General features: G+C 65.7%; 29 protein-coding genes. 19 read left to right on the top strand and 10 right to left on the bottom strand.

Going from position 1 to position 26,318, the window contains the following annotated elements:
- The first annotated feature begins 69 nt into the window (after positions 1-69).
- From LDN95_RS13265 to LDN95_RS13335, 15 genes are all read left to right on the top strand, one after another.
- Positions 70-1,242 (top strand): phage major capsid protein, encoded by a 1,173-nt coding sequence (locus LDN95_RS13265; protein WP_226018164.1) that lies wholly within the window; start codon positions 70-72, stop codon positions 1,240-1,242.
- 149 nt (positions 1,243-1,391) lie between these two features.
- Positions 1,392-1,949 carry a hypothetical protein gene (locus LDN95_RS13270; RefSeq protein WP_226018165.1) on the top strand — a complete coding sequence of 186 codons (558 nt, stop codon included), beginning with the start codon at positions 1,392-1,394 and terminating at the stop codon, positions 1,947-1,949.
- Complete coding sequence (locus LDN95_RS13275; protein ID WP_226018166.1) at positions 1,946-2,128, top strand: hypothetical protein; 183 nt, start codon at positions 1,946-1,948, stop codon at positions 2,126-2,128. Before LDN95_RS13270 ends, LDN95_RS13275 begins: the two co-directional genes overlap by 4 nt.
- A 3-nt stretch (positions 2,129-2,131) precedes the next feature.
- Positions 2,132-2,527, top strand: a complete 396-nt coding sequence (locus tag LDN95_RS13280) for a DUF3168 domain-containing protein (protein WP_226018167.1) — start codon at positions 2,132-2,134, stop codon at positions 2,525-2,527.
- A 37-nt stretch (positions 2,528-2,564) separates the two neighbouring features.
- The gene (locus tag LDN95_RS13285; RefSeq protein WP_226018168.1) at positions 2,565-2,972 is read left to right on the top strand and encodes a phage major tail protein, TP901-1 family; all 408 of its coding nucleotides are present in this window, start codon (positions 2,565-2,567) and stop codon (positions 2,970-2,972) included.
- Positions 2,969-3,334: a gene transfer agent family protein gene (locus LDN95_RS13290; protein ID WP_226018169.1), complete on the top strand. Its 366-nt coding sequence runs from the start codon at positions 2,969-2,971 to the stop codon at positions 3,332-3,334. Before LDN95_RS13285 ends, LDN95_RS13290 begins: the two co-directional genes overlap by 4 nt.
- On the top strand, positions 3,331-3,579 hold the full coding sequence (locus LDN95_RS13295) for a phage tail assembly chaperone (RefSeq protein ID WP_226018170.1): 249 nt from the start codon (positions 3,331-3,333) through the stop codon (positions 3,577-3,579). The genes LDN95_RS13290 and LDN95_RS13295 overlap by 4 nt, the downstream gene beginning before the upstream one ends.
- Entirely contained in the window at positions 3,572-4,153 is a 582-nt protein-coding gene (locus LDN95_RS13300) for a tail tape measure protein (RefSeq protein WP_226018171.1), read from the top strand. Before LDN95_RS13295 ends, LDN95_RS13300 begins: the two co-directional genes overlap by 8 nt.
- A 17-nt stretch (positions 4,154-4,170) precedes the next feature.
- Complete coding sequence (locus LDN95_RS13305) at positions 4,171-6,504, top strand: DUF2460 domain-containing protein (RefSeq protein ID WP_226018172.1); 2,334 nt, start codon at positions 4,171-4,173, stop codon at positions 6,502-6,504.
- A gap of 2 nt (positions 6,505-6,506) precedes the next feature.
- A complete protein-coding gene (locus LDN95_RS13310) occupies positions 6,507-7,340 on the top strand; it encodes a DUF2163 domain-containing protein (RefSeq protein WP_226018173.1) in 834 nt (277 codons plus the stop codon).
- Positions 7,337-7,735: a peptidoglycan endopeptidase gene (locus LDN95_RS13315; RefSeq protein ID WP_226018174.1), complete on the top strand. Its 399-nt coding sequence runs from the start codon at positions 7,337-7,339 to the stop codon at positions 7,733-7,735. Before LDN95_RS13310 ends, LDN95_RS13315 begins: the two co-directional genes overlap by 4 nt.
- Before the next feature lie 5 nt (positions 7,736-7,740).
- Complete coding sequence (locus LDN95_RS13320; RefSeq protein ID WP_226018175.1) at positions 7,741-9,951, top strand: phage tail protein; 2,211 nt, start codon at positions 7,741-7,743, stop codon at positions 9,949-9,951.
- Between the two features lie 45 nt (positions 9,952-9,996).
- Positions 9,997-10,455 carry a DUF2793 domain-containing protein gene (locus LDN95_RS13325; RefSeq protein ID WP_226018176.1) on the top strand — a complete coding sequence of 153 codons (459 nt, stop codon included), beginning with the start codon at positions 9,997-9,999 and terminating at the stop codon, positions 10,453-10,455.
- 201 nt (positions 10,456-10,656) lie between these two features.
- Positions 10,657-11,757: an OmpA family protein gene (locus LDN95_RS13330; RefSeq protein ID WP_226018177.1), complete on the top strand. Its 1,101-nt coding sequence runs from the start codon at positions 10,657-10,659 to the stop codon at positions 11,755-11,757.
- Positions 11,758-11,848: 91 nt separating this feature from the next.
- Complete coding sequence (locus tag LDN95_RS13335; protein WP_226018178.1) at positions 11,849-12,388, top strand: superoxide dismutase family protein; 540 nt, start codon at positions 11,849-11,851, stop codon at positions 12,386-12,388.
- A gap of 24 nt (positions 12,389-12,412) precedes the next feature.
- On the opposite strand, the gene LDN95_RS13340 is transcribed toward LDN95_RS13335, so the two are convergent.
- The 8 genes from LDN95_RS13340 to LDN95_RS23240 form a co-directional block, all read right to left on the bottom strand.
- On the bottom strand, positions 12,413-14,008 hold the full coding sequence (locus LDN95_RS13340) for an MFS transporter (RefSeq protein WP_226018179.1): 1,596 nt from the start codon (positions 14,006-14,008) through the stop codon (positions 12,413-12,415).
- Positions 13,980-14,684 carry a 7-cyano-7-deazaguanine synthase QueC gene (queC, locus tag LDN95_RS13345; RefSeq protein ID WP_226018180.1) on the bottom strand — a complete coding sequence of 235 codons (705 nt, stop codon included), beginning with the start codon at positions 14,682-14,684 and terminating at the stop codon, positions 13,980-13,982. Before queC ends, LDN95_RS13340 begins: the two co-directional genes overlap by 29 nt.
- A gap of 123 nt (positions 14,685-14,807) precedes the next feature.
- Positions 14,808-15,680 (bottom strand): DUF6454 family protein, encoded by an 873-nt coding sequence (locus LDN95_RS13350; RefSeq protein WP_226018181.1) that lies wholly within the window; start codon positions 15,678-15,680, stop codon positions 14,808-14,810.
- Positions 15,681-15,834: 154 nt separating this feature from the next.
- The gene (locus LDN95_RS13355) at positions 15,835-16,164 is read right to left on the bottom strand and encodes a hypothetical protein (RefSeq protein WP_226018182.1); all 330 of its coding nucleotides are present in this window, start codon (positions 16,162-16,164) and stop codon (positions 15,835-15,837) included.
- Between the two features lie 509 nt (positions 16,165-16,673).
- Positions 16,674-17,588, bottom strand: coding sequence for an Hsp33 family molecular chaperone HslO (locus LDN95_RS13360; RefSeq protein ID WP_226018183.1), 915 nt, complete (start codon positions 17,586-17,588; stop codon positions 16,674-16,676).
- A gap of 7 nt (positions 17,589-17,595) precedes the next feature.
- On the bottom strand, positions 17,596-18,522 hold the full coding sequence (argF, locus tag LDN95_RS13365) for an ornithine carbamoyltransferase (RefSeq protein ID WP_226018184.1): 927 nt from the start codon (positions 18,520-18,522) through the stop codon (positions 17,596-17,598).
- The gene (locus tag LDN95_RS13370) at positions 18,519-19,712 is read right to left on the bottom strand and encodes an aspartate aminotransferase family protein (protein ID WP_226018185.1); all 1,194 of its coding nucleotides are present in this window, start codon (positions 19,710-19,712) and stop codon (positions 18,519-18,521) included. Before LDN95_RS13370 ends, argF begins: the two co-directional genes overlap by 4 nt.
- A gap of 261 nt (positions 19,713-19,973) precedes the next feature.
- Positions 19,974-20,756, bottom strand: coding sequence for a cold-shock protein (locus tag LDN95_RS23240; protein ID WP_305082585.1), 783 nt, complete (start codon positions 20,754-20,756; stop codon positions 19,974-19,976).
- A gap of 328 nt (positions 20,757-21,084) precedes the next feature.
- Between LDN95_RS23240 and LDN95_RS13385 the strand changes: the two genes are divergently transcribed.
- The 4 genes from LDN95_RS13385 to LDN95_RS13400 are packed head-to-tail and all read left to right on the top strand — an operon-like array spanning position 21,085 to position 23,773.
- Positions 21,085-21,906 carry a TerC family protein gene (locus LDN95_RS13385; RefSeq protein WP_226018186.1) on the top strand — a complete coding sequence of 274 codons (822 nt, stop codon included), beginning with the start codon at positions 21,085-21,087 and terminating at the stop codon, positions 21,904-21,906.
- Between the two features lie 9 nt (positions 21,907-21,915).
- Complete coding sequence (locus tag LDN95_RS13390) at positions 21,916-22,350, top strand: TIGR01244 family sulfur transferase (protein WP_226018187.1); 435 nt, start codon at positions 21,916-21,918, stop codon at positions 22,348-22,350.
- Positions 22,351-22,364: 14 nt separating this feature from the next.
- Entirely contained in the window at positions 22,365-22,853 is a 489-nt protein-coding gene (locus tag LDN95_RS13395) for a hypothetical protein (RefSeq protein ID WP_226018188.1), read from the top strand.
- Positions 22,850-23,773 (top strand): sterol desaturase family protein, encoded by a 924-nt coding sequence (locus tag LDN95_RS13400; protein ID WP_226018189.1) that lies wholly within the window; start codon positions 22,850-22,852, stop codon positions 23,771-23,773. Before LDN95_RS13395 ends, LDN95_RS13400 begins: the two co-directional genes overlap by 4 nt.
- 40 nt (positions 23,774-23,813) lie before the next feature.
- On the opposite strand, the gene wecC is transcribed toward LDN95_RS13400, so the two are convergent.
- Both wecC and wecB read right to left on the bottom strand, forming a co-directional pair.
- Positions 23,814-25,127: a UDP-N-acetyl-D-mannosamine dehydrogenase gene (gene wecC, locus LDN95_RS13405; protein ID WP_226018190.1), complete on the bottom strand. Its 1,314-nt coding sequence runs from the start codon at positions 25,125-25,127 to the stop codon at positions 23,814-23,816.
- Positions 25,117-26,241, bottom strand: coding sequence for a non-hydrolyzing UDP-N-acetylglucosamine 2-epimerase (gene wecB, locus LDN95_RS13410; RefSeq protein ID WP_226018191.1), 1,125 nt, complete (start codon positions 26,239-26,241; stop codon positions 25,117-25,119). Before wecB ends, wecC begins: the two co-directional genes overlap by 11 nt.
- Positions 26,242-26,318 lie beyond the last annotated feature (77 nt).

A 26,318-nucleotide genomic window follows, 5' to 3' on the forward strand; every position in this document is an offset into this window, starting at 1 on the left:
AAGAAAGCCGCCACCCGACCGGGTGGCCCCTCCCCCGAAACCGGTCACCCGGAAAGGACGTTGAGCCTCATGGACAATCTTGTTCCCGAAACCCCGCACGCTGCCACCATCGAAACCAAGGCCGATCAGCTTGGCGACAGCTTCGACATCGTCACCCGCCAGGATGTGCATGATGCCGCGCTGGCCGCGCTGCGTCAGGAAATCGGCACCCTGAAGGGCCGCCTCGAAAAGCTGGGCCGCCATGCGCTGCGCCCCCTGCTGGGCGATGGCGAGGCCGCACCTGCGCCCGAACTCAAAGGCTTTGTCGATGGCTACTTGCGCACCGGTCGCGAAACCGAACTGAAGTCGCTGTCGATGGGATCGGCTGCCGATGGTGGTTACGCCGTGCCGCGCCAGATCGACGAGACGATCTCGGCCCGGATGATCAAGATCAGCCCGATCCGCGCGATCGCCACCGTCGCCAAGACCAGCACCAGCGGCTATCGCCGTCTGCTCTCGCAAGGCGGCACCGCGTCTGGCTGGGTCAGCGAAACCGCCGCACGCCCGGACTCGGCCACCTCGAAGCTGGTCGAGATTGTGCCGCCCAGCGGCGAATTGTACGCCAATCCTTCGGCAACGCAGCAGATGCTCGATGACGCCGCGTTCGACGTGCCGACCTGGCTGGCCAACGAAATCGCCACCGAGTTCGCCCGCGCCGAAGGTGCCGCCTTCATCAACGGCACCGGCAACAACCAGCCCAAGGGCTTTCTGCAGGCGACCACCGCTGCGCAAAGCGATGCGACCCGCGCCTATGGTTCGTTGCAGTTCATCGGCTCGAACAACGCAACCGGCTTCGATGGCACACCCGAATCCAAGCTGATCGACATGGTCTTTGCCGTGCGCGCCAGCCTGCGTCAGGGTGCGGTCTGGGTGATGAATTCGACCACGATGGCCACGATCCGCAAGTTCAAGGCCGCTGACGGGTCGTTCCTGTGGCAGCCGGGCATCGCCGATGGCCAGCCCAACCGGCTGCTCGGATTCCCGGTGGTCGAGGCCGAAGACATGCCCGATATCGCAGCCAATGCCTTCCCGATCGCGTTCGGCAACTTTGCCGCCGGCTACCTGATCGCCGAACGCAACGCGACCACGATCCTGCGCGATCCTTACTCCAACAAGCCCTACGTCCAGTTCTATGCCACCCGGCGGATCGGCGGCACGGTGCTCGACAGCGACGCGATCAAGCTGCTCAAGATCACCACCTGATCGGCTTGCGGATGGAGCGACGCGCTTGCCCCCTTGGCGCGCGCTCCGTCCCTTGCGCTCGCGGCGGGCACGCCCTCTCCCCGTCGGCCCGCCGCGAGCGCCTTTTTGCTCGCCCGACACCACCCATCCCCCAATCACCGGAGATTGCCATGAAGCGGGCAATTGTCGCGCCCCCGGCGCTGTCATCGTCGGCGCTGGCCGACCTGAAGGCCTGGCTTGGCATCACCACCAGCCGGGACGATGCCGAACTGACCGCGCTGCTCAGGCTTGGCCTTGAACTGTGCGAAGGTTTTACCGGCACGATGCCGCTGCAAAGCGCGGTCGAGGAAATCCTGCCCGCAAACGGGTGCTGGCAGACGCTGTCGACCCGCCCCGTGCAGGCGATCACCGGCATTGCGGCGCTGGCCGCCACCGGCCTGCGGACCGCGCTCGGCGCCGGGGACTATGACCTTGACCTTGCGGCCGATGGCACCGGTCTGGTGCGGCTGCGCCGCCCGCTCGACCAGACCCGCGTGGCCGTGCAATTCACCGCCGGGATGGCCGCCTCGTGGGAGGCTTTGCCCGAGGCGCTGCGTCAGGGCGTGATGCTGCTGGCCGCACATCAGCACCGCCAGCGCGATGGCGACGCCAAGTCCGGACCCGACGCGCTGCCCCCCGCTGCGGTTGCGGCGCTGTGGCGGCCATGGCGCCGGATGCGCCTGGCATGAGCGGCGGCACCAGTGGCGGCATGATCACGCTGGGCGCCGATCTCGCCGCGCTCGAAGCCCGCCTGCTGGACCAAGCCCGGCGCCTCGCCACCGCGCAGGCAGCAACGATCGCACGGCAAGGTTCGCCCGACCGCTGGCGCAGCGCCGCGCTGCTCTGGCCCCTGCTCGTTCAGGAGTAACCGATGGAACTGGCCTTTCGCGCCGTGCTGCTGGCCTGGCTGGCCGCAGACCCCCAACTTTCCGGCAACCTCAACGCAATCGTCGAGGAAGCGCCGAGCCGCACCGCGCTGCCCTGGCTCGCGCTGACCGCCAGCGCCAGCATCGACTGGAGCCACAAGACGGGCAAGGGCCGCGAGATACGCGTGGCGCTGGAACTGAATTATCGCGGCGATGATCCGCTGTCCGAAAGCGCGCTGCTCGGCGCGGTCGAACGCCGGATCGAAAGCCTGCCCTCCGACCAGACCGCCGCCGGTTTCACCATTGCCAGCCTGCGCTTTCTGAAAGCCCGCGCCGAACAGCGCGGCGAAGCCCGGCGCGCGCTGGTGCTGGAATACGTCGCCCGCGTGCTCGCGGTTTAAGCGGCAATCACGCCCTCAAACATCAAGGAGAACGATCATGGCAGCCCAGAAGGGAAGCGCCTTTCTGCTGAAGATCAGCGATGGCGCGGCAACGCCGACCTACAACACCGTTGCCGGTCTGCGCACCACGCAACTGACCATCGGCGGCGAACTGGTCGTCATCACCAGCAAGGATTCGGGCGGTTGGCGCGAACTGCTGTCGGGCGCGGGCACGCGCTCGGTCTCGGTCAGCGCGGCGGGCATCTTCCTTGGCAGCACTGCCGAAGCGCAGATCCGCACCAATGCGCTGGCCGGAACGATCGCCGAATACCAGCTCTCGTTCGAGGATGGCAGCCGATTGCAGGGCAAGTTCCTAGTGCAGCGGCTCGACTATGCCGGGGATTTCAACGGCGAACGCAATTATACGCTCTCGCTCGAAAGCTCGGGCGCGGTGGTGCCGGCATGAGCGCGCCTGCTAAAAATCCGGCCAGCAATTCGCCCAACCCGCCAGCCAATCCGCATCGCGGCGAAATCGCGCTGCTGCTCGACGGCGTGGCACATGTCCTGCGCCCGACTTTCGCGGCCCTTGTTGCCGTGGAGGAGGAAGTCGGCCCGCTGCTGGCCATGGTCGAACGCGCCAGCGGCGGCGAGCTGAAACTGGGCGAGATGGTCGCGCTGTTCTGGCACTGCCTGCGCGATGCCAGCGACGCCGCGCGCGAAGCCGCCGACCGCGAGGCCTTTGCCGAAGCGGTGACCCGTGCGGGCCTTGCCGCTTGTGCGCAACCGCTGCGCGCGCTGCTGGTGCAGGTGCTCAAGGGCGTGTTGTGACCGCAGCGCCGGGCGATCGACCAGCCATCCCCGACGACCGGCGCTTTGGCCCGATCGCGGCGCGGCTGGCGGGGCAGACGGCCCTGCTGTTCGGGTGGAGCCCGCATTGTTTCTGGCACGCCACCCCGGCCGAACTGGCCGCCATCACCGCTGCGGCAGCGGCTGCAGACCCCGCTGCATCCGGCACGGGCGGCATCGACCGGCAAACGCTCAAGACCCTGATGGAGCAAGATCGCGATGGATAGCCTCAACACGCTGATGGTCGATGTGCGCGCCAGCACCGACGGCTTTGCCGCCGATCTTGGCCAGATGCGCAGCAGCTTCGATTCAATTCTGGTCGACGGTTTCTCGCGCGGCGGCGCCACGCTGGAACGCAGCCTGCTGGGCGCGGTCAAGCGTGGCAGTCTGGGCTTCGAAGACCTTGGCCGGGTGGCGACGGGCGTGCTCGACACGATCGCCGGTCAAGCACTGCGAGGCGGCCTTGCCGCGTTCGGGCTGGGCGGTGGCGGCGCCGGAAGCGGGCAAGGCGGCCTGCTTTCCGGGCTCGGCAGTCTGGTCGGCTCGCTGTTCGGCCTGCCGGGACGCGCGACCGGCGGCAATGTCGCGCCCGGTGGCGCCTATGTCGTGGGCGAACGCGGGCCCGAACTGTTCGTGCCGACTTCTGCCGGGCGGATCGAGACGGGCTCTCCTTCGGCTGGTCGGGCGGTCAATGTCTCGATCCAGGTCGTCGCCCCGCCGGGCGCCAGCCACCCCGAAAGCCTGCGCCGGTCCAGCCGTCAGGTAGCGCAGGCCGTCCGCCGCGCGCTGAGCGATTACTGAAAAGGGAATTTGCGACTATGGGCCACTGGATCGCCACCAAGCGCACGGTGCAGCAAACCGACACGATCCAGCGCTTCGATCCGCGCTTCTGGACGGTGGACTTTCCGCGCCCGGCCATGGCCAGCTTGGTTACCATCGCACCCGATGGCTTGCGCGTCGATGCGGTGTTCCGCCAGCACGCCGACCTGATCGGGCTGATCTGGGAAAGCGCCGACCGCTGGGACCACCCGCTGCTGGCCTATGACACCGACCGCGACTATTCGCGGCTGACGCTGTCCTTCCGCTGGCGCTCGTCTGGGCTTATGCCGCTGAATGCCGTCAATGGCCCAACGCTGACGATCGAAGGGCGCGATGCCGCTGGCGCCCCTCGCACGTGGTATGTGCGACTGTGGAACTATGCCGTCGGCGCGCCCGACGATGCGCAAGTCACCTTGCCGTTTTCTGCGCTGGCCGGGGGATTCACGCTGCCCGGTGAGGCAGATCCGGTCCACCCCGCCGACATCGACCGCCTGTTCATCTCGCTGGTGGAGCCCGGCTATGGCACGACAGGTTCGCTAGCGGCCGAAGCGACCGGCTGGGTCGAGCTGACCGATATCCGCTGCGAAGGCCATCGCCCGATGTTGACGGTCGGCGACGTGATGGTCCCGCCGCACGGCCTGTCGATCGCCACCGGCTATGACGATGCCTACAATCAGACCCCGGCGCGTCTGGTGCGCTCGATCCGCGCCCTCGGCTATCGCGCCAGCATCAACCACTACATCGGGATGAGCCACTTCTTCCCGCTCGCGCCCGACGGGACCGGCGGCTTTCTTGTCGCTTCGGCGCTACCCGCCTTCAACGCGGCTGCCGATCGCTGGCACCGCGCCTTGCTGGCCGAAGCGAAGGCGGCGGGCTATTCGGTGATCCTGTCGCAATCGTTCGAACTGCTCGCGCAGTATTGCCCCGCTGCATGGCAGCAACGCGCCGCCAATGGCGACCCGGCGCGCACCGGCTGGGTGCCGCCGTCGGCGCTGCTGTCGCCTGCCAACAACACCGCCTGCAGCTGGTTGCGCAAAGTGGCGAGCGAACTGGTCGGCCTGCAGCGCGACGCCGGGCTGCCCGTGCGCTGGCAAGTCGGCGAGCCGTGGTGGTGGATCACACCCGACCGACAGATCTGTCTGTACGATGCCGACGCACGCATCGCGCTCGGCAGCAACTCGGTGGCCATCCCCGACATGGCGGCGCCGCTGAGCAATGCGCAGACGTATCTGCTCGATGCCGCAGGCCGGATGCTGGTCAGCGCCACTTCGGGGCTGGTGGCGGCCGTGCGCAACGCGGCAGGTGCCGCTGGGGCGCAAGTGCACCTGCTCGCCTACCTGCCGACCGTGCTCGACCCGGTCATGCCCGAGGCGCGCCGCGCCAACCTGCCGGTCGGCTGGGCCAGCCCCGCTTTCGACGTCCTGCAGATCGAGGACTACGACTGGGTCACCGGCGGCTTTGACGCGCTGCGCCGGTCGGGCCGCGCCATCGTCGAGAGTCGGCTGGGCTATGCCCGCACGGCGCAACATTACCTTGCGGGCTTCGTCCCCGATCCCGCCAGCGCCGCCGCGCAGTGGTCGGCGATCGATGATGCCGCCAGCGAAGCGCGCGCGCTGGGCGTTGCCGAAACCTTTGTCTGGGCGCTGCCGCAAGTGGCGCGCGATGGCTTCACCCGTTTGCCCGACCCCGTTCAGGAGCCGCAGATGCAACCTTTCGACGATGTGCTGTTTCCGATCGCCATCGGCCGCAGCGCCACGGTAACGCCCGAATTCTCGACCAATGTCACGATCACAGCTTCGGGCTATGAGCGGCGCAACAGTCTGTGGTCCGACGCGCGGCTGCGCTTCGATGTCGGGCCCGGCGTGCGGTCAGAGGTGGAACTGGGCGAACTTATCGCGTTCTTCCGGGCGCGGCGCGGCCAGGCACGCGGCTTCCGCCTGCGCGACCCATCGGACTTCAGTTCCAACGCGATGACCGGAACGCCGACCGCGATCGACCAGTTGATCGGCGTCGGTGATGGCGCTGCTGCCCGCTTCGCATTGGTCAAGAGCTATGGCGATGGCAGCGAGGCGCAATTGCGCCACATCACCCGCCCGCGCGCCGAAACGGTGCGGGTCAGCGTCGACGGCGTCGAGACCGCCGACTGGACGCTAGAGGCCCCCGGCGTGATCGTGTTCGGCCACGCCCCGGCGACGGGCGCCGCCATCCGTGCGGGGTTCCTGTTCGATGTGCCGGTGCGCTTTGCCGATGACCGGCTGGACATCAGCGGATCGGCCTTTGCCGCGGGCGAGGCACCCAGCGTGCCCTTGGTCGAACTGCGCGAGGAGTCCTGACCATGAGCGACAGCTTGCGGACCTGGTTCAGCCAGCCGCTCGAAACCGTGGCGATCTGGTGGCGGGTGGAGCGCCCCGACGGGGTGACATTGGGCTTCACCAGCCATGATCGCGACCTGTTCTTTGCCGGGCTGGTCCATCGCACCGCACCCGGCATGGTCCCTTCGGCCATCCGCCGCACCGCCGATTTCGAAGCCGACAGCGCCGAAATCGCAGGCGCTCTGGCCCACGATTCGATCAACGAGGCGGATCTTGCCGCCGGGCGTTTTGACGGTGCGGCTGTCCAGATGGGCCTGATCGATTGGCAAAGCCTTGAACATACGCTGCTTTATGCAGGCACCATCGGCAGCGTCGGCCACGAAGGCGCAGGCTTCACCGCCGAACTGCGCTCGGTGAAAGAGGTTCTGGCCCGAGAACTCGTGGTCCGTACCTCGCCCACCTGTCGCGCGGAGTTCTGCGGCACCGGCTGCACCCTGTCGGCTCCTCGCTTCACCCACGCAGCGACCGTTGCTGCCATTTCGGCCGATCGTGGCGCAGTCCAACTGGCCACCGGTTCTCCTGCAAGCGCCGATCTGCTGTTCGGAACCTTGCGCTGGCTCGATGGCCCGGAAGCGGGCCTGACCCGCCGGATCGACGAGACCGACGGACAATGGCTGATGCTTGATCGCCCGGTTGCCGATGGTGCCGATACCGGCCTTGCCGTGCTGCTACGCGAAGGTTGCGACCATACGATCGAGGCCTGCTCCACCCGCTTTGCCAATGCGGTGAATTTTCAGGGCGAGCCGTTCCTGCCGGGCAACGACCTGCTCACCAGCTATCCCTCGCCGCAGCCATGAACGCCGCCCTTGCCGCTGCCGCGCATGGCCTGATCGGCGTGCGCTTTCGCCTGCACGGCCGCGATCCTGCCACCGGGCTCGACTGCGTGGGATTGGTCGCTGAGGCCATGCGCCGTGCAGGTTTCGCGCCGGTTGTGCCGATCGGATACAGCTTGCGCAGTGCCGAGCCCGATCGCTTGCTGCCCTTTGCCCGGTTGAGCGGGCTTATCGCCGAACCACGCTCGCCCGATATCCTGCTCGTCCGGGTCAACGCCGTTCAGCAACACTTGCTGATCGCTACCGCAACAGGGTTCATCCACGCCCATGCCGGGATCGGGCGCGTGGTCCTGATGCCGGGCGCTTGCCCATGGCCGATCGCGCGCGGCTGGCGCGTTTCGCATCACAAAGAGGACTGACCGTCATGGCTACGCTACTTCTGACCGTCGTCGGCACCGCTGTCGGCGGGCCGCTGGGCGGAGCGATCGGAGCACTGGTCGGCCGCGGGGTCGATTCCGCGATCATCGGCGGACGCAAGATCGAGGGGCCCCGGCTCAAGGAACTGGCGGTCCAGACCTCGAGCTACGGCACCGCACTCCCCCTCCATTTCGGCACCGTCCGCACCGCTGGCAGCGTGATCTGGTCGACCGATCTGGTCGAACATCGCACAAGCAACGGCGGGGGCAAAGGTCGCCCCTCGACCACCAGCTACAGCTACTCCGCTTCGTTTGCCGTCGCCGTTGCCTGCCGCCCGATCCTCGGCATCGGCAGGGTCTGGGCTGACGGCAATCTGCTGCGCGGTGCTGCCGGCGATCTCAAGTCAGCGGGAACGATGCGCATCCACACCGGCCACGGCGACCAAGCGTGCGATCCGCTTATGGCGCAGGCCGAAGGCATGACGCGCTGCCCGGCGCACCGCCACAGCGCGTATGTGCTGTTCGAGGATCTTGACCTGACCGATTTCGGCAACCGCCTGCCGTCGTTGACATTTGAGGTCATTGCCGACGCCCATGGGATCAGCGTGGCCGACATCGTCGGGGAAATCCTGCCCGATGCAAGTGTCACCGACCTTGCGACGCAGTTCGGTGGGTTCACGATCGATCAGGGCAGTGCCGGTGACACGTTGGCAACCCTATCGGAAGTCGCGCCGATGACTTGCGCCACGCAGGGTGACCGGCTCGCCATCGGGCCAGCCGCAGGCGCGCTTCCGAGCGCGCTGCCCATGTTGCCGCGCCCGGCCGCGAGCGAGGACCAGCAGGCCGATGCCGTCAAAGTGGCTGGCTGGTCGCGCAGCCGCGATCCCATGCCCGCCGTGCGCCTGTGCGGTCTGCGCTATTACGATACGGCGCGCGACTATCAGCCCGGGATGCAGCGGGGCATCGGCCGCTGCGAAGCGGGTAATCTGCGCACGATCGAGCTGCCCGCGACGATGGATGCGGCAGCGGCGCGAGCGTTTGCCGAAGCCGCATCGCGGCGTGCGGCAAGGCCGACCGACACCATAACGTATCGCATCACCGAAATCGCGACGTCGATCGGTCCCGGCACACTTGTGCGGACACCGGTTGCCGATGGCGTTTGGCGGATAGACCGATGGGAGTGGCAAAAGGACGGCATATTGCTCGAACTGGTCGCCAGCGGACGCCGCCCGATGCCGGCCATCGCCATGGGAACCGGCGACGCCGGCCGTGCCACGCCCAAGCCCGACCTGGCATTGCCCCCGACCATCCTGACCGCATTCGAGCTTCCGTGGGACGGCACTGGCTCGGGCAACACCCCGGCCCTGTTCGCCGCCGCCTCGGCCGCCAGCGCGGGCTGGCGCGGCGCTGCTCTGTTCGTTGCACCGACAGGCGATGACGGCACGCTGCTGAACCTAGCCAGCACCAACCGAATCAGAGCGATCAGCGGGCAGACGCAAACCATCCTGGCCAATGCCTCGCCACTGCTGATCGACCGTGGCAACACGCTTGATGTCGCGCTTGATGGCGCGGACCTCGAATTGGCCGATGCCACCCTTGCCCAGTTGCTGCAGGGTGCCAACCGCGCGCTGGTCGGCCGCGAGATCATCCAGTTCGGCACCGCCCACCCCCTTGGCGGAGGCGTGTGGCGCCTCGGCACACTGCTGCGCGGTCGCGGTGGGACCGAAGCGGCGGTAGCCAGCCACCACATCGGTGAACGCTTCGTTCTGCTGGACGGAAACCTCACACCGATCGACCCGACCTTGGTCGCCGATCCCGCAACCGCCCGAATTGTCGCGCTCGGACTGGGCGATGACAGCGCGGTTCATCAACCGATCGTCACTGCAGGTGCAACTTTGCAGGCACTCTCTCCGGTCCACGGCAAAGTAACCAGAACGAGCGATGGCGGTGTTCAGGTGATCTGGACGCGGCGCGCGCGCGGAAGCTGGATGTGGCCGGACGCGGTTGAGACCGCGCTCAACGAAGAGCGCGAGTTGTACCAGATCAGTTACGGGGACGACTCATCGCCTGTGCGCATCTGGCAAGTGACCGCCCCGGTCGTGAACTTCACCGCAGCCGATCTGGCCGACCTGTCGGCCACTGGTGCACCGAACAGATTGCAGGTGCGTCAGTTGGGCAGGGGCTTGCCATCGCCGCCCCTGTCGCTTGCCCTGCCCTGACCGCCACCTTGTCCGCCAGATATGCCGAACAAAGGAACTTACGCGATGACCGATGCCCTGAACTTCTCCTCCACCGCGCCCCGATTTGCTCTTCCCCTGCTGTTCTCCGGGCAGAGCCAGAAGGAAGTCACGGTCAACGAAGCGCTCGTTCTGACCGATCTTCTGCTTCACCCGGTTGTCCAGGGCACCGCCCTCGCCCCGCCATCTGCGCCGACCGCCGGGCAAAGCTGGATCGTCGGCTCCGGCGCGACCGACGCCTTTGCCGGACACGACGCCGCAATCGTTGCCTGGACCGAGGGCGGATGGCGTTTCATCGCACCGCAGCAAGGTTTGAAGGTCTATGACATCGCCCACGCCTGCTTCCGCGTATTCACCGATACATGGGTGTTGCCAAGTGCCCCGGCCAACCCGAGCGGCGGGACTGTCATCGACTCACAAGCAAGGACAGCGCTGACAAGCCTGCTTGCGCTACTTCGGGACTCCGGTATTCTGACGTCATCCTGATCACGACTTGGGGAGAATCGCGGCCGATCTTTGAACCAACCGGCAACTTGGGTTCGCGGTTTGTGTTCGCAGATGCGAAAAATCGGCAAAACAGTGATCAATGTGCAACAGTGGCCGTGCTTGCGCGCTTGCATGAATAAGCTAGAAACGGTAAGCAAGGCCAAAGACGTGGCTCGAATTCGCTCTAAAGGGGAAACGTAAATGCGGAAATTAGCCCTCGGCTTTGCCTTGGCGTCTACCGTCCTGGCAACGCCAGCTCTTGCTAAGGACAAGGCCTGGTATCTTGAAGTCGATGCCGGTGCGATCATCGTCAAGGACGCGGCGATCACGGCGGTAAGCGGCAGCAAGGCCGGTACTGTCACCAACAAGACCGGCTCCGATTTTGGCACCGCGATCGGTTACGACTTCGGTCATTTCCGCCTCGAAACCGAAGTCAGCTACCGTCGCGCCCGGTTCAAGACCCTTGACGTTGGCGCAGCAAGCTACTCGCATGATGCCGGTACGCTTGGTGGTTCGAGCAAGGCGCTTGCCGTCCTCGAGAACGTGCTGATCGACTTCGGTCCCGATGATGGCCTGCAGGGCTTCGTGGGCGCCGGCTTCGGTGTCGCTCGTGTTCGCTACAACCTCGCGAACTCGCCTTACGGCATCGCCGATTCCAACTCGCGCGCAGCGTATCAGTTCATCGCTGGTGTTCGTGCGCCGCTGACGAAGGACATCGATGTCGGCCTGAAGTATGTCTACTTCAGCACCGAGAAGTTCAAGCTCGACACCGGTTCGGCATGGGGCTCGAACCAGGTCAGCACGCGTTACCAGTCGCACTCGCTGCTGGGTACGCTGACGTACAACTTCGGTGGTGCACCGGCACCGGCACCCGAACCGGCGCCTGAGCCGGCTCCGCCGCCGCCGCCCCCGCCGCCGCCGCCTCCCCCGCCGCCGCCGCCGCCGCCGGTTTGCGAAAAGGGTCCGTACATCGTGTTCTTCGACTGGGATAAGTCGGATATCACGCCGGAAGCTTCGACCATTCTCGACAACGCCATCACGGCTTACGGCAACTGCGCGTCGGTTCCGATCCAGCTCGCTGGTTACGCTGACCGTTCGGGCAAGCCGAAGTACAACGTTGCGCTCTCGCAGCGTCGTAACACTTCGGTCACGACCTACCTGACTGCGCACGGCGTTCCCGCCGCTGCGATCAGCAGCCAGGCCTTTGGTGAGGCCAACCCGCGCGTTCCGACCGCCGACGGCGTTCGCGAACTCCAGAACCGTCGCGTGGAAATCACGTACGGTCCAGGTTCGGGCATGTAATTCAGGATTTATTTATCCTGAGCGAGTGGGGGCCGGAGCAATCCGGCCCCTTTTTCGTTAGTGTGCCAAGAGCAACCAAAAGGAACGGCACATGGTAACGCACCTGAACACGTCAAAGTGGCTTCTGCTTGTCGGCACCGTGCTGGTGACCGGCGCTTGCGCCACTGCTGGCATCGCCCCATCCACGATCGGTCATGCGCAGCTTGTCACGCCCGACGGCCGCGCCGTCGGAGAAGCTGTGCTGCATGACACCAAAGGGCAAGTTAGCGTGACCATCACCGCACATGACCTTGCCGCGGGACCGCATGGGCTGCACCTGCATGCGGTGGGCAAATGCGAAGGGCCTGCCTTCGCCAGTGCCGGGCCGCACCTTAACCCCGGCAATCACCAACACGGTTCACTTAACCCGGCGGGCACCCATCTTGGTGATCTGCCCAATCTGGTTATCGCCGCAGACGGCAAGGGCTCGGTGACATTCAGCTTGCCCGGCAGCCAGTCCGACACCACGGCCGCGCTGTTCGATGCCGATGGCAGCGCAATCGTGGTGCACGCAACGCAAGACGATTACCTTACCGATCCGAGCGGCAACAGCGGCGCCCGGATCGCATGCGGCACAGTCATGCCCGGCTGAGCGCGACAAAAGTCCGGCGCGGGATCAAACCTTGCGCCGGACCAGATCGCGCCACGAAATGTACAGCGCGATCAATGCCAGCGGAATGACCAGCGCCATGCAGCCAAGGCCGAGCCGCTGGCTGCCCAGCGCAATCGACAGCCGCCCGGCCATGTAGGGACCAAGCGCGAGGCCGATGATCGTCGAGCCCAGGAACAGAGATGCGGTAGCTGTCGCCCGCACCCGCGCGGGCACGATGTTGACGATCGTCCCCGACCCGTTGCCGATCGCGGCGCTCAACAAGAACCACAGTGGAAATATGGTGAGGTAGAGAATGGCGAGCGAATCCGTGATCAGCAACAAGCCGAACGGAATCAACGCCAGCGTCGCTGCGCCCATGATCAGCAGTACCCGCCGCGCGTTGTGGCCCGGCCCGGCGATGCGATCGCCCAGCATCCCGCCGAAGATTGCCCCCAAGGCCCCGCCGGCCGCAGCCCCGCCACCAACAAACAGCGCAACTTGTGCAGGCGATGCGCCATAGGCCTGGATCACATAGAGCGGTCCGAACGCCGACATGGCATAGCTCAACATCGTGATCAGGCCGTACCCGACGTTGAGGCCGACGACCGCAGGCGCGCCCCATATCTCTGAAAAGGCATCGGGATCATCCCCGCGCAGCGCGATCACCCACGATGCCACCGCATAGACGCCGATGCCCAGCGCCATCCATTGCACCGGATCGCCCAACAAGGTCGACAACAGCGCGACCGCCCCTGCGACCAGTGCCAGCAAGGCAACGTTGCCGAATAGCGCACGCGGCCCACGCCGGGCGGCTGACGCCAGTGTAAAGGGCGGAACGATTGATCCAAGATCGCGGGCAAACGCGGCAAAAGCTTCACGCGCGGGGGGAATCGCAGCCGAAGGCGATGCCTCGAAGCGGCCGCGCACCGGTTCGCGCAAAGTCCGCACCCACAAAGCCAACAGCAAGCCGGGCGCACCCACCGCAAGGAAAGCCGCCTGCCATCCGGCCAGCCCCAGCGGCGCCGTACCCGGCGCAAAGGCGTGGTTCCACGCGCCTGCCAGAGCGGTCCCGAGCGACAGCGCCACGCCGCCGCCCAGATAGATGCCGGTGGAGAATATCGCCACGGCCGTCGCCCGGCGACGCGGCGGAAAATAGTCGGACAGCAGCGAATAGGCAGTGGGCCCTGCAGTCGCCTCGCCCACGCCGACGCCGATCCTGGCCACGCCAAGTTGCCAGAAATTGAGCGCCATGCCGCACATCATGGTCATTGCCGACCAGGTTGCGAGGCCCAGCGCCAGCAATCCGGTGCGCGACCAGCGATCGGCAAGCTTGCCCAGCGGAATGCCGAACACGGCATAGAACACGCCGAACGCAGTGCCGTACAGAAAGCCGAACTGGCTGTCAGAGATCGCCAGATCGCGCTTGATGTCCACCGCCAGAATGGTGAGCATCTGGCGGTCGATGAAATTCAAGGCATAGACCAGCACCAGCACCGCCAGCGCATACCAGCCATAAGCGTTGCTGACGCCCGGCGTGGTGCCCGCAGTCGACGCCACCGGCGCCGCAATTCGTGTCAGACGGGCAGTGTTGTCACCCTCCGCCTCCGTAAACCGTTCCATCCTCTATCCCCGCTTCTGCGAATCCCGCGCGCCGCAGACGGCAGCTGTCGCATGCGCCGCAGGCACGGCCATCGGGGAGCGGATCGTAGCACGACCAGCTGTCCCCGGGGTCGAGCCCGAGACGCGCCGCCTCGCGCGCGATTTCGCTTTTTTTCAGGTATTGCAGCGGTGCATGCACCGTGACCGTGCCGCCTTCGCTCCCGTATCGGGTGGCGACGCGCGCAAGATTCTGGAAGCCGTCGATGAATTCGGGACGGCAATCGGGGTAGCCGGAATAATCGAGCGCGTTGACGCCGATGAACAGATCCTTCGAGCCCGCTGCTTCTGCCCAGGCAAGCGCGAGCGACAGGAACACCAGATTGCGCGCGGGCACATAAGTGACCGGAATTTCGTCGGTCAGCCCGTCCTTGGGCACGTCGATGGCATCGGTCAGCGCCGAGCCACCGAACAGCCGCAGATCGAGCGGCAGCACCACATGGCGCTCCACCCCGATCCGCGCCGCCACTTTGCGCGCGGCATCCAGTTCCACGCGGTGACGCTGGTTGTAGTCGATGGTCAGCGCGGCGACACGAAAGCCCTGCTCACGCGCCAATGCGGTGCAGACCATCGAATCAAGGCCACCCGAAAGCAGCACTACCGCAAGCGGCTGGGCCGTCTGGCCGGAAAGTTCCGTCATCGCCAAGGCTTACCGGTGCACGCGACGGCTGGCAATGGGCGTCAGGCCGGGAATGGTGGAACCGGACGATCGCGAGCCGCCGCAATGCCGGTCGGCAGCCACGGCCATACCTCAGGCCATGACTCAGACATCGAGCCGGAAATGGAACATGCGGCTCGGCCCGTCCTCGGGAAGGACGAACAGTTCGCGCCCCTCGATCGCCATGCCCTCGCCGGTATAGGGGCCGCCCCGCCCGAATGGCCGGATGGGCCCGATCGCGCCTGTGCGCAAGGTCCGCGCGATCTTCAACGTTGGCCAATCGATCCAGTCGACGGTTCCACTGACCCAGCTGACGTTACCGCCCGCAACCAGTTGGCCGCCGACGAACTTCATGTCCTGAAAATGGGTCTGCGAAGGATTGGGCACCACCTTGACCAGCCGATTGCTGGCCAGATCAAAGACATAGAGCAACTGGCTATCCCAATTGCCCGCAACCAGCGTACGTTCCGAAGCGGCCACGCAGCCCAGATGGTCGGCAACGCTGAATTTGCGGCGTATTTGCAGACTGTCGGCATCGATCTCGACCAGCACCGCCGAACTGTTCGGCTTCAACTCGGCCACGGGCACCCAGATCGAATGCCCGGAAATCGAGATGCCGCCGGGATGATAACGGTCTCCGTCGGTCAGTTCCAACCGCAGCAAAAACTGCCCGGACGCCCGGTCGAACGCGTGGATATAGCCCCTGTGGTTCGTCTGATCGACCGATGTGACCCAAATCCGCCTGTCGTCGAGCGCCAAACCCTGCACATGGAACAGTTCGCCATCAAGCCTGAGCGCGCCGAGGAGGTGTGCATGCTCGATCGGTCCGACCGACTGGCGCGGCGTCGCCGCCACGGAAAGGCACGACACCACCAGAAACAGCGTGGTCAGCCCCGTTCGTATAACCTTGCGGATCATCCGGATCATCTGGTTCTTGCCCCCGCAGAACACTCTTGTCTGCGGGCCCATGACGATCATGTTGGTCAGGACAATTGCACTTCGCGGCAATTGTCGGCTGAATGCAATATTTCATCGGAAATAGTGCAAATCCGCACAATAATACGCATTCATACGCAAGCGACAATCGCCAGCCATAAGATCACCGGCCCCGAAGCTGCTGTTCCGCTCGGGCTCAGCGCGTGCAAGCCCCCACCTTCCGCGCCTCGGCCACAAAGGCAAAGGGCAGTCCGCCCGATACGCCCTGCGTTTCGATCTGGACCAGCCGGGAGCTTTCGAACCGCAGCCGGGTCTGGCCGAAACCGTTGCCGGGGCATTCGTAGTGGATGGTCACCGCGCTGTCGGTGTCTTCGACCACGAATTGGCGGCATTGATCCTTGGCGTGGCGCAACTGGATCAGGCCATGGCCCGAATCGATGCACATCACGGTCCGACCGCCAGCGGTGTCGCGCGGCTGGACCTGCCACTGGCCGATCTCGATCCGGTCAAGCAGGCTGACGTTCATAAGCTGCGCGGGCGCTGGTGCTGCAGGCAGAAGCGCCAGCAGGGCACCGCAAAGCAACCGTCCGACATGCCGCAAACGCCGCTGGGCACCGCTACCGGGTCGGAGTTGAGACTTGATCCACCGCATCGCTGAACAGATCCGTGCATGTGGAACGACCCGATGCCGACCACCGCTGCAACGAATATAAGTATGGCGACCAGTTCTGCCTAGGCGGCGTGGACAGATTCCACGAGGCCACGGCTGGAGTCAAAAGCCGTCAATTCGAGGAGGTGAGGTGAAGGAATATGCCGATATTCCGAGCCGAACTGACGCGGAAGTGGCGGCTTTTGGCCCAGCCCCTGCGGGGTTGCCCTGTAAAGGGCCCCAGCAGCGTTGCTCAGCCTTGAAAGAGGGCCACTCTTCCTGCGGCTTCGCGCCTCGCTGGGGCCCTTTACAGGGCAACCGTGGCCACGCGGAATTTGTCCACGCCGCCTAGACCGCGTGCGCGCTGGGGCCGTGCGAACCGATTATCAATCCATCGCGATGGGAAACTGCCGCGAACAGAACGCGCAGTCGATCTGGATCAGCCCGTCCTCGTCCTTCATGTCAGCGCGGTCTTCGGGGCTGAAGCGCGACAGCAGGGCGGTGTAATGCTCCACCGTGCAGCGGCAGCCGCGGACCAGAGCCGCACCGCGTTCCACCCGCACTTCCTGTTCTTCGTGGAACAGCCGCCAGATGAGGCTTTCGAGCCCGAGCGCGGGATCGAGCAACTCGCTGTCGCGCACCGAACCGCCCATCATCGCGATATGCTGCCAGTGCGGATGGTCGAGCCGCGCGTGCAATCGCTCGCGCCCCTCCTCGCCCTCGGGCAAGTGCTGGAGCAGCAACCCGCTGGCCAGCGAGCTGGCACCTTGTTCGCAATCGATGGCGACACGGATCAGCGTAGGCACTTGTTCGGACTGGAAAAAATAGCTCTCGCACGCCTGCGCGATGCTTTCGCCTTCCAGCGGGACGATGCCCTGATAGCGCTGGTTGGTGCTGGCCATGTCGAAAGTCATCGCCAGATACCCATCGCCGAACAGCGCATGGAGCGAGGGCGTGGGGCCCAGTTCGTCAAGCCGGGCACGGTCGAACCGCACGTGCCCGCGCAACTCGCCCGCGCGATAATCGCACACCAGCAGGTCGATCACGCCGTCCTGCGTCTGCGCCTGCATCGTCAGCTGGCCGTCATCGTCCTTGAGCAGCGAGCCGATCAGTGCGGCGACCACCAGTGCCTCGGCCAGCAGGTTGCGCACCGGGGTGGGATAGGCATGCGCCGACAGAATCAGGTCGAGCACCGGGCCCAGCCGCACCACCCGTCCGCGCGCATCGCGGCCGGGCACGGTGAACTGCAACACCTGATCGAAGCCGGTCTCGTCGGCGGGGGGCGTAATGTCGTGCGCCATGGCTGGTTCAGATCTGCCCCAGCACCCAGCGCAACACCGCCTTTTGCGCATGGATGCGGTTTTCCGCCTCGTCCCACACCACCGAGCGCGGGCCGTCGATCACCGCGTCGGTCACTTCCTCGCCCCGGTGCGCGGGCAGGCAGTGCAGGAACAGCGCATCGGGCTTGGCATGGGCCATGAGCGCCGCGTCCACCTGATACGGCGCCATCGCGGCCAGCTTGGCCTCGGCATGGGCCTGCCCCATCGAAATCCACGTGTCGGTGACGATCACGTCGGCCCCGGCCGCTGCCGCCGCCGCATCGCGCTCAAGCGTAATCCGCGCGCCATCGGCGACCGCGCGCGCGATGAAGCCCGCGTCGCTTTCGTACCCTTGCGGAACGGCGATGCGGACATTGAACTTCATCAGCCCGGCCGCCTCGACGATCGAATTGAGCACGTTGTTGCCATCGCCCAGCCACGCCACCTCAAGGCCAGGCAGCGCCTTGCCGTGTTCGATCACGGTCTGCAGATCGGCCATGATCTGACAGGGATGCGACAGATCGGTCAGCCCGTTGATTACCGGAACGGTGGCGTGATGGGCCAGTTCCTCGATCTTGGCATGATCGTCGGTGCGCAGCATGATCGCGTCGGCCATGCGGCTGAGCACGCGCGCGGTATCGGCAATCGTCTCGCCACGGCCGAGCTGGGTGGTTCCCGAATCGAGCACCACCGCGCTGCCGCCCAACTGGCGCATCGCCACGTCGAACGACACGCGCGTGCGGGTCGATGCCTTTTCGAACACCATCGCCAGCACGTGCCCGGCCAGCGGCGCATCGGCATCGGGCCGGCCCTTGGGCTGGCCGCGCCGTGCCGACTTGCGGTCGATGGCATCGCCCAGCATTGCGGCCACGCCATCGCCGCCCGCGTCGGACAGGCTCAGAAAATGCCGGATCATGGCGCGACCGGCTCGAGCGCGAAGCTGGCAGCTCCGGCCGAAAGCTTGTCCATGAATTCATCGATATGCGAATCGTCGATGACCAGCGGGGGCAACACGCGGACCGTCTGATCGCCCGCCGCCACCGTCAGCAACTGGTGATTGTCGCGCAAGTGCGCCACGAACGCGCGCGGCTCGATCTTCAGCCGCACGCCCAGCATCAACCCGCGCCCGCGCACGAAGTCGAACAAGTCGGGATAGTTGCCGATGAACTGTTCCAGCCGCCCGCGCAGCCGCTCGCCCTTGGCGCGCACATCGGCGAGGAATTCGTCGTTCGCCACCACGTCGAGCACCGCTTCACCCGCCGCCATCGCCAGCGGGTTGCCGCCATAGGTGCTGCCGTGGGTGCCGAACACCATGCCGCGCGCCGCCGATTCGGTGGCAAGGCAGGCGCCGATGGGGAAGCCGCCGCCAATACCCTTGGCGGTGGCCAGAATGTCGGGAACAACGCCATATTGTTCATAGGCATAGAACGTGCCGGTGCGCGCGACGCCGCACTGCACTTCGTCGAATACCAGCATCAGGTCGTGCTCATCGGCCAGCGCGCGCAACCCTTCGAGGAATTCGGGGCTGGCATCGCGGATGCCGCCTTCGCCCTGAATCGGCTCGACCAGGAAACCTGCGGTGTTGGGACCGATCGCGGCCTTGGCGCCTTCCAGATCGTCAAAATCGACGTACTTGAAACCGGGCAGCAGGGGCAGGAAGCCCTTGTGCATCTTTTCCTGATTCGACGCGCTGATCGTGGCCATCGTGCGACCGTGGAAGGCGTTGCGGAAGGTGATCAGCTCGAACTTGTGGTCGTTGCCGGCGTGCTGGTGATAGGCACGCGCGGTCTTGATCGCGCATTCGACCGCCTCGGCACCCGAATTGGTGAAGAACACGGTGTCGGCAAAAGTCAGGTCGACCAGCCGCTGCGCCAGATGTTCACCCTGCGGGCTGCCGTAAAGGTTGGACACATGCATCAGCGCCGCGGCTTGCCGCTGGATCGCGCCGATCAGGTGCTCGTTCGAATGACCCAACAGGTTGACTGCGATGCCGCTGGCAAAGTCGAGATAGCGCGTGCCGTCTTCCCCGATCAGGTGGCAATGTTCGCCTCGCACCGGACGCACGCCGCACCGGGGGTACACGGGCATCAGGGGGGTGATCGACATGGCCTTGCTCCTGCTTGCGGGGATTCGGATTGAATCCCGAACATGATGGTGAACGGTTACCTGTCCGATGGGATGAACGCCCCATGCGGATGAGGGGTTACGGAAATGGTGGGTGGCGCGTGCGCGCCGACAAAACGCAAAATGCCTGAAAATCGAATTCGCAAATCGCAAACGACAAATGGCGGCCCCGGAAGGCCGCCATTTGCACGTGTTGTATCCTGTGCAGCCTTCCGGAACGCGCCGGAAGGAATGCAATAGGGGTCAGCCCTGAACCGGCACCAGGTTGACCGCCGAGTGCTTGCCTCGGCGATCGACTTCAAGGTCGAATTCAAGCTTGTCGCCTTCGTTCAGCTCGCGCATGCCCGAGCGTTCGACGGCGCTGATGTGGACGAACGCGTCAGGCTGGCCGTCATCACGCGTGATGAAGCCGAAGCCCTTCATCGCGTTGAAGAACTTGACCGTTCCCGTCGCCTTCTCACCGGTCAGCTGGCGCTGCGGAGCAGCTGCCTTGGCCGCCACGGCGATCACGTCACCGACAACCTGCAGGTCAGCGGCCGACACCTTGCCACCGCGATCCACGAGGTTGAATTCGAGCTGCTGACCTTCGGCCAGACCTTCGAGGCCGGCGCGTTCCACGGCGCTGATGTGGACGAACACGTCCTCACCACCGTCTTCGCGCTGGATGAAGCCGAAGCCCTTCTGCGAATTGAAGAACTTGACGACACCCTTGCCAGTGCCGACGACCTGGGCGGGCATGCCGCCGCCGCCGCCACCGCCGCCGCGCGGGCCGCCGAAGCCGCCACCACCGCCGCCGCCGAAGCCGCCGCTGCGCGGGCCGCCGAAGCCGCCACCGCCAGCACGATCGCCGCCGCCAAAGCCGCCGCGATCACCGCCGCCGAAGCCGCCACGACCACCACCGCCAAAGCCGCCGCCGAAACCGCCGCCGCCACCGCCGCCGCCGTAGGGGTCAAAACCACCCCCCTCGTCGCCGAAACCGTCACGCTTGTCGCGTCCGCGACCCCGCCGCCCTCTGTCAAAACCCATAAAAACCAATAGACCTTCGTTCCGCTCCTGCCTTGACGGGTACCGCAGACCGGACGCGGAAGCCGGCGGCACGACCAGGATCACGAACCGGAATCTAACCGGCCTTCTCCTATGCACCCTGTCTTATAGACGACAAACTCACCAAGTGCGAATGGAATCGTCAGTTCGACCGGCTGCCACAGTATTTGCCCGCAACTGTTGCAATCTTGCCGCCAGATGAACGGCCGGGTGAACACACTGCACCAGCCGCTTGGTCGGCAGGGTTTATGCCGCCGGAACGGGGGTAGCGGGCCTTGCCCTTCCCCGCCGCATTGGGCAAAGCATCGGCATGGACATTCTTGCTCTCCTTGCCGACCCGGCCGCGTGGGCCGCACTGGTCACGCTGGTGCTGCTCGAAATCGTGCTGGGCATCGACAATCTGGTGTTCATCGCCATTCTTTCCAACAAGCTGCCCGCCCATCAACAGGGGCGCGCGCGGCGAATCGGTCTGCTGCTGGCGTTGGGACTGCGGCTTGGCCTGCTGACGCTGATCGGCTGGATCGTGACGCTGCAGGCCCCGCTGATCGACCTCGGCCTGTCAGGCGCGCCTGATCCGCATGGCAACCCCTTGTTCGAGACAGCCTTTTCCGGCCGCGACCTGATCCTGATCGCAGGCGGGCTGTTCCTGTTGTGGAAAGCGACCAAGGAAATCCACCACGCCATCGACCCTGAACCCAGCGGCGAACTGCTCGACCACAAAGGCCACGATGCTCCCTCAGGTATGGGTGCCGGTGCCGTGGTGGCCGGTTTCGGGGCGACGATCGCGCAGATCATCGCGCTCGACCTGGTGTTCTCGATCGATTCGATCCTGACCGCCGTGGGCATGACCGATCATATCCCGATCATGATCGCCGCGGTGATCCTCACCGTGGGGATGATGATGCTGGCGGCCGATCCGCTGGCCAAATTCATCGAGAAGAACCCGACGCTGGTGATGCTGGCGCTGGCGTTCCTGGTGATGATCGGGTTCGTGCTGCTGGCCGACGGCTTTGGCGTGCACATTCCCAAGGGCTATATCTACGCCGCGATGGGCTTTTCGGTATTCGTCGAACTGCTCAACATCATCGGCCGCAACCGCCGCGCCCGCGAGCGCGCCGCCAAGGAAAGCTGACACCGCGCCATGTTCCGCAAGATCACCGATTCGCTTTATGCCGCGCCGCAGATCACCGTGGCCGAGGTGGCCGAGGCCCACGCGCTCGGCGTCGGGCTGATCGTCAACAACCGCCCCGAAGGCGAATCGGCAGACCAGACGCCGGGTGACGAAATCGCCGCCGCCGCCGCCGCGCATGGCATCGCCTATGTCGCGATCCCGGTGACGCATGCCGGGTTCTCGATCGCGCAAGTCGAAGCGCTTGAGGCCGCTCTGGCCGGGGCGGGCGACGCACCGGTGCTGGCCTATTGCCGCTCGGGCACGCGCTCCACGCTGCTATGGGCACTGACGACGGCCAAAGCCGGCGGCAACCCGGATGAGATCGCCGCGCGCGCCTCCGCCGCCGGATATGACGTTTCGCCGATCCGCCCGCAGCTCGACATCCTGTCCGCACAGGCCGGCTGAGGGCGACCCGTTCCGTGACCAAGGTCGATCTTCTGGCGTTGCTGGCCCGCCCCGAAGTAGCATTGGCGCTGCGGGCGCTGGTTTCGCTCGTGTCGATCCTCGGGCTTTATGGACTGGCCCGCGCGCTGAAACTTGGCGGCGACGTGCGCTTGCGCGACGAGGCGCACGCCCGCGCGCTGGCCGATGCCGCGATCTGCGGGTTCGAGCCGGTCGATGTGGCGCTCGACCGCGCCCGCATCGGTGCGCTGCTGCGCGACGCGGATGGCCGCGTCCTGCTGATTCGCCGCCACGGCAGCCACTTTGCCGCGCGGCTGATTGACGATCACGAGGGCGTCCGGCTGGATCGCCAGTTCCTTACCCTGTCGACCGGGGATCGCCATTTCGGCACCGTGACGCTCGAACTGGGGCCCGAGGCGCAAGCCTGGGCCGCCAGCTTGCGTCGTCTGGGTCAGAACCCCACGGTTGACACTGCGGCGCCCTTTGGCGGAGAAGCCGTAGCATGAGCCTGTTGCCACCGCCTGCCCCGGCGCCACTGATCGCCAGCTTCGACGTGCTGCCTTACGCGGTTCCGGCCTTCGTGCTGCTGATCGTGGCCGAGATGGTGTGGGCCGCACGCCGCGCGCCCGAAAAGTACGAACCGGCCGACACCATCACCAGTCTGGCGATGGGACTTGGCAGCACGATCATTGGCGCGGCGGTGGCCGGGCTGATCTGGTTGAGCGCGACCTGGCTGTACGATCACCGCATCTATACCCTGCCCAACCTGTGGTGGGTGTGGGTCGCCGCCTTCGTGCTCGACGATTTCAACTACTACTGGTTCCACCGCAGCGCGCACCGGGTGCGCTGGTTCTGGGCGAGCCACGTCAACCACCATTCGAGCCAGCACTACAACCTGTCGACCGCGCTGCGGCAGACGTGGACGGGCTTTTTCTCGCTGTCGTTCGCGTTCCACATCTGGCCCGCGCTGATCGGTTTCCCCCCGGCGATGCTGCTGGCGGTGGCCGGGATCAACCTGGTCTATCAGTTCTGGATCCACACCGAGGCGGTGGGCCGGATGCCCGCATGGTTCGAGGCGGTGTTCAACACCCCGTCGCATCACCGCGTCCACCACGCCACCAACCCGCGCTATCTCGATCGCAACCACGCCGGGGTGTTCATCATCTGGGACCGCCTGTTCGGCACCTACCAGCCCGAGCGCGACGATGATCCGGTGCACTATGGCATCGTGCGCCAGTTGGGCAGCTTCGCGCTGCTGCACACCGCGTTCCACGAATGGATCGCCATCGCCAAGGACATGTGGCGCGCACCCTGGCGCTACAAGCTGGGCTACCTGCTGCGTCCGCCCGGCTGGAGCCACGACGCCAGCCGCGACACCTCCGACACCATCCGCGAACGCTGGCTGGAGCGCGTCGACGCGGGTTGAAGCCTTCCCCGTCCCTTGATGGGCAGGGGAAAAGCAAGCCTCAACTCGCCAGACGCAGCGCCGCGGTCAGCGTTTCGGGCGGCTGGTCGGGCCAGATGCCGCGCGTGTCGTAGACGATCTTGCCGGTGCGTTCGGCCAACGGCACGACCTTGAACACATCATGGTCGACCAGAACGATCAGCACATCGCAGGTTTCCAGCGCGGTATCGATGTCGATCAGCGTGGCGCCTGTGTCGGTGAATTCAACCGGAAGTTCAGCCGCATAAGGTTCGACCACATGGACCCGGTCGCCAAACCGGCGCGCCAGCCGCGCGGCGACGAAGCGTGCCGGGCTTTCGCGGAAATCGTCGATATTGGCCTTGAACGCCAGACCAAGGCAGGCGATCCGCGCGCCCGGATGCGCGGCGGTATGCGCCTCGATCAGCGTGGTCGCGTGGTCGATGACGTGGCGCATCTTCTGATCGTTGACGCCGCGCGCGGTGCGGATCAGCGGCGTATCATCGGGCGCGCCGTGGACGATGAACCACGGGTCCACCGCGATGCAGTGCCCGCCCACGCCCGGACCGGGCTGCAGGATGTTGACGCGCGGGTGGCGGTTGGCAAGGCGGATCACCTCCCACACGTCCAGCCCCATGTGGTCGGCCACCATCGACAGCTCGTTGGCAAAGGCGATGTTGACGTCGCGATAGGCGTTTTCGACCAGCTTGGTCATCTCGGCGCTGCGCGCATCGGTGGTGATGCAGGTGCCGCGCACGAAACGCTTGTAGAACGCCAGCGCCTTGCGCGCGCAACGCGGTGTGATCCCGCCGATCGAGCGGTCGTTGTTGGTCAGCTCTTCCAGAATGCGCCCCGGCAGCACGCGCTCGGGGCAATAGGCGATCGACACGTCGGGGGTTTCGCGCGTGAGCCCGGGAAACTTGAGGTCGGGCCGCAGGCCGGCCATCAGGTCGCGCATCTGCTCGGTGGTGCCGACGGGCGATGTTGATTCGAGGATCACCGTGTCCCCGGCCTTGAGCACGCCCGCCACTTCGGTGGCGGCGGCCAGCACATACGAAATGTCGGGGGTGTGGTGCCCGTCCTTGGCAAAAGGCGTGGGCACCGCGATCACGAACACGTCGGACGGCTCGATCTGGGTAGAGGCGCGCAGCAATCCGCGCTGCACCACGCCATGGACCAGCCCGTCGAGATCGACTTCCTCGATGTGGATTTCGCCACGGTTGATCGTGTCGACCACGCTCTGCGTCACGTCGAGCCCGAGCACGGGGCTGCCGCTGCGCGCGATCACGGCGGCGGTCGGCAGACCGATGTAGCCCAGCCCCACCACACAGACTTGCGGCTTGATGTCACCCTGCATTGTGCAACAACTCCGTAATGCGCGCTGCGGCGTGGCCATCGCCGAAAGGATTGTGTGCGCGAGCCATAGCCGAATACGCGGCTTTATCATCGAGCAGCGTGAATATTTCGGTAACGATACGCTCCTTGTCGGTTCCGACAAGCCGCGCGGTACCCGCTTCCACCCCTTCGGGGCGCTCGGTCGTCTCGCGCATTACCAGCACTGGCTTGCCCAGCGCGGGCGCCTCTTCCTGCACACCGCCGCTGTCGGTCAGCATGATTTCGGACAGCGCGATCAGCCGGGCGAAGTGCGGATAATCGAGCGGCTCGATCAGCGCGACGTTGGCGAGCCCCGCCAGCGCCTCGTCCATCACCGCGTGCACGTTGGGGTTGGGATGAACCGGAAACACCAGCGCCACGTCGGGCCGCGCCTCGGCAATCGTACGGATGGCCTGCGCGATCGCTTCCAGCCCGCCGCCGAAGTTCTCGCGCCGGTGACTGGTCACGCCGATGATCCGCTTTCCGGCAAAGCGGCGCTCGATTTCGGCAAGGCCGCTGGCCAGTGCCGGTTCGGCGGCAATCCGCGCGGTCACCCATTGCAGCGCGTCGATCACGGTGTTGCCGGTGACGTGGATGGTGGCCGGTGCGACGTTCTCGGCGCGCAGCGCGGCGGCGCTCGTCTCGGTCGGCGCGAAGTGCAGCGCGGCGATGGTGCCGATGATCTTGCGGTTCACCTCTTCGGGCCAGGGGTGATAGATGTTGTGGCTGCGCAACCCCGCCTCGACATGCGCGACGCGGATCTTGCGGTAATAGGCGGCCAGCGCGCCCGCCATGGCGGTGGCGGTATCGCCCTGCACCACCACCCAGTCGGGCTTTTCGGCGTCCATCACCCGGCCAAGCCCGGTCAGCAGCGCGGCGGTAAGCCCATCGAGCGTCTGGTCGGGCCGCATCAGGTCAAGATCGTGGTCGGGCACGATTCCGGCAATCGCCAAGACCTGATCCAGCATGCCCCGGTGCTGCGCCGAGACGCACGTCACCACGCGAAACCGCCCATCCGCCTTGAGCGCATGAACCACCGGGAACATCTTTATCGCCTCGGGCCGCGTGCCGAAGACCACCAATACCGTCTGAGCCATGAGCCAAGCCTTTAGCACGAGAGCGTTAAGGGGGGGATAAAGCGGCAAGTATCAGGGTGCATCGACAATTTGTAAGG

It is taken from the genome of Novosphingobium sp. FKTRR1 (assembly GCF_020404405.1).
In the GTDB taxonomy this organism is placed as follows: domain Bacteria; phylum Pseudomonadota; class Alphaproteobacteria; order Sphingomonadales; family Sphingomonadaceae; genus Novosphingobium.

Bases quoted from the DNA above. Each gene is read 5' to 3' on its own strand.
- LDN95_RS13270 (WP_226018165.1), top strand. From the start codon at position 1,392: ATGAAGCGGGCAATTGTCGCGCCCCCGGCGCTGTCATCGTCGGCGCTG.
- LDN95_RS13285 (WP_226018168.1), top strand. From the start codon at position 2,565: ATGGCAGCCCAGAAGGGAAGCGCCTTTCTGCTGAAGATCAGCGATGGC.
- LDN95_RS13315 (WP_226018174.1), top strand. From the start codon at position 7,337: ATGAACGCCGCCCTTGCCGCTGCCGCGCATGGCCTGATCGGCGTGCGC.
- LDN95_RS13390 (WP_226018187.1), top strand. From the start codon at position 21,916: ATGTTCCGCAAGATCACCGATTCGCTTTATGCCGCGCCGCAGATCACC.
- LDN95_RS13310 (WP_226018173.1), top strand. From the start codon at position 6,507: ATGAGCGACAGCTTGCGGACCTGGTTCAGCCAGCCGCTCGAAACCGTG.
- wecC (WP_226018190.1), bottom strand. From the start codon at position 25,127: ATGCAGGGTGACATCAAGCCGCAAGTCTGTGTGGTGGGGCTGGGCTAC.
- queC (WP_226018180.1), bottom strand. From the start codon at position 14,684: ATGACGGAACTTTCCGGCCAGACGGCCCAGCCGCTTGCGGTAGTGCTG.
- LDN95_RS13280 (WP_226018167.1), top strand. From the start codon at position 2,132: ATGGAACTGGCCTTTCGCGCCGTGCTGCTGGCCTGGCTGGCCGCAGAC.
- LDN95_RS13340 (WP_226018179.1), bottom strand. From the start codon at position 14,008: ATGGAACGGTTTACGGAGGCGGAGGGTGACAACACTGCCCGTCTGACA.
- wecB (WP_226018191.1), bottom strand. From the start codon at position 26,241: ATGGCTCAGACGGTATTGGTGGTCTTCGGCACGCGGCCCGAGGCGATA.
- LDN95_RS13305 (WP_226018172.1), top strand. From the start codon at position 4,171: ATGGGCCACTGGATCGCCACCAAGCGCACGGTGCAGCAAACCGACACG.
- LDN95_RS13350 (WP_226018181.1), bottom strand. From the start codon at position 15,680: ATGATCGTCATGGGCCCGCAGACAAGAGTGTTCTGCGGGGGCAAGAAC.
- LDN95_RS13385 (WP_226018186.1), top strand. From the start codon at position 21,085: ATGGACATTCTTGCTCTCCTTGCCGACCCGGCCGCGTGGGCCGCACTG.
- LDN95_RS13275 (WP_226018166.1), top strand. From the start codon at position 1,946: ATGAGCGGCGGCACCAGTGGCGGCATGATCACGCTGGGCGCCGATCTC.
- LDN95_RS13300 (WP_226018171.1), top strand. From the start codon at position 3,572: ATGGATAGCCTCAACACGCTGATGGTCGATGTGCGCGCCAGCACCGAC.
- LDN95_RS13290 (WP_226018169.1), top strand. From the start codon at position 2,969: ATGAGCGCGCCTGCTAAAAATCCGGCCAGCAATTCGCCCAACCCGCCA.
- LDN95_RS13370 (WP_226018185.1), bottom strand. From the start codon at position 19,712: ATGTCGATCACCCCCCTGATGCCCGTGTACCCCCGGTGCGGCGTGCGT.
- LDN95_RS13355 (WP_226018182.1), bottom strand. From the start codon at position 16,164: ATGAACGTCAGCCTGCTTGACCGGATCGAGATCGGCCAGTGGCAGGTC.
- LDN95_RS13265 (WP_226018164.1), top strand. From the start codon at position 70: ATGGACAATCTTGTTCCCGAAACCCCGCACGCTGCCACCATCGAAACC.
- argF (WP_226018184.1), bottom strand. From the start codon at position 18,522: ATGATCCGGCATTTTCTGAGCCTGTCCGACGCGGGCGGCGATGGCGTG.
- LDN95_RS13325 (WP_226018176.1), top strand. From the start codon at position 9,997: ATGACCGATGCCCTGAACTTCTCCTCCACCGCGCCCCGATTTGCTCTT.
- LDN95_RS13360 (WP_226018183.1), bottom strand. From the start codon at position 17,588: ATGGCGCACGACATTACGCCCCCCGCCGACGAGACCGGCTTCGATCAG.
- LDN95_RS13320 (WP_226018175.1), top strand. From the start codon at position 7,741: ATGGCTACGCTACTTCTGACCGTCGTCGGCACCGCTGTCGGCGGGCCG.
- LDN95_RS13330 (WP_226018177.1), top strand. From the start codon at position 10,657: ATGCGGAAATTAGCCCTCGGCTTTGCCTTGGCGTCTACCGTCCTGGCA.
- LDN95_RS13335 (WP_226018178.1), top strand. From the start codon at position 11,849: ATGGTAACGCACCTGAACACGTCAAAGTGGCTTCTGCTTGTCGGCACC.
- LDN95_RS13400 (WP_226018189.1), top strand. From the start codon at position 22,850: ATGAGCCTGTTGCCACCGCCTGCCCCGGCGCCACTGATCGCCAGCTTC.
- LDN95_RS23240 (WP_305082585.1), bottom strand. From the start codon at position 20,756: ATGGGTTTTGACAGAGGGCGGCGGGGTCGCGGACGCGACAAGCGTGAC.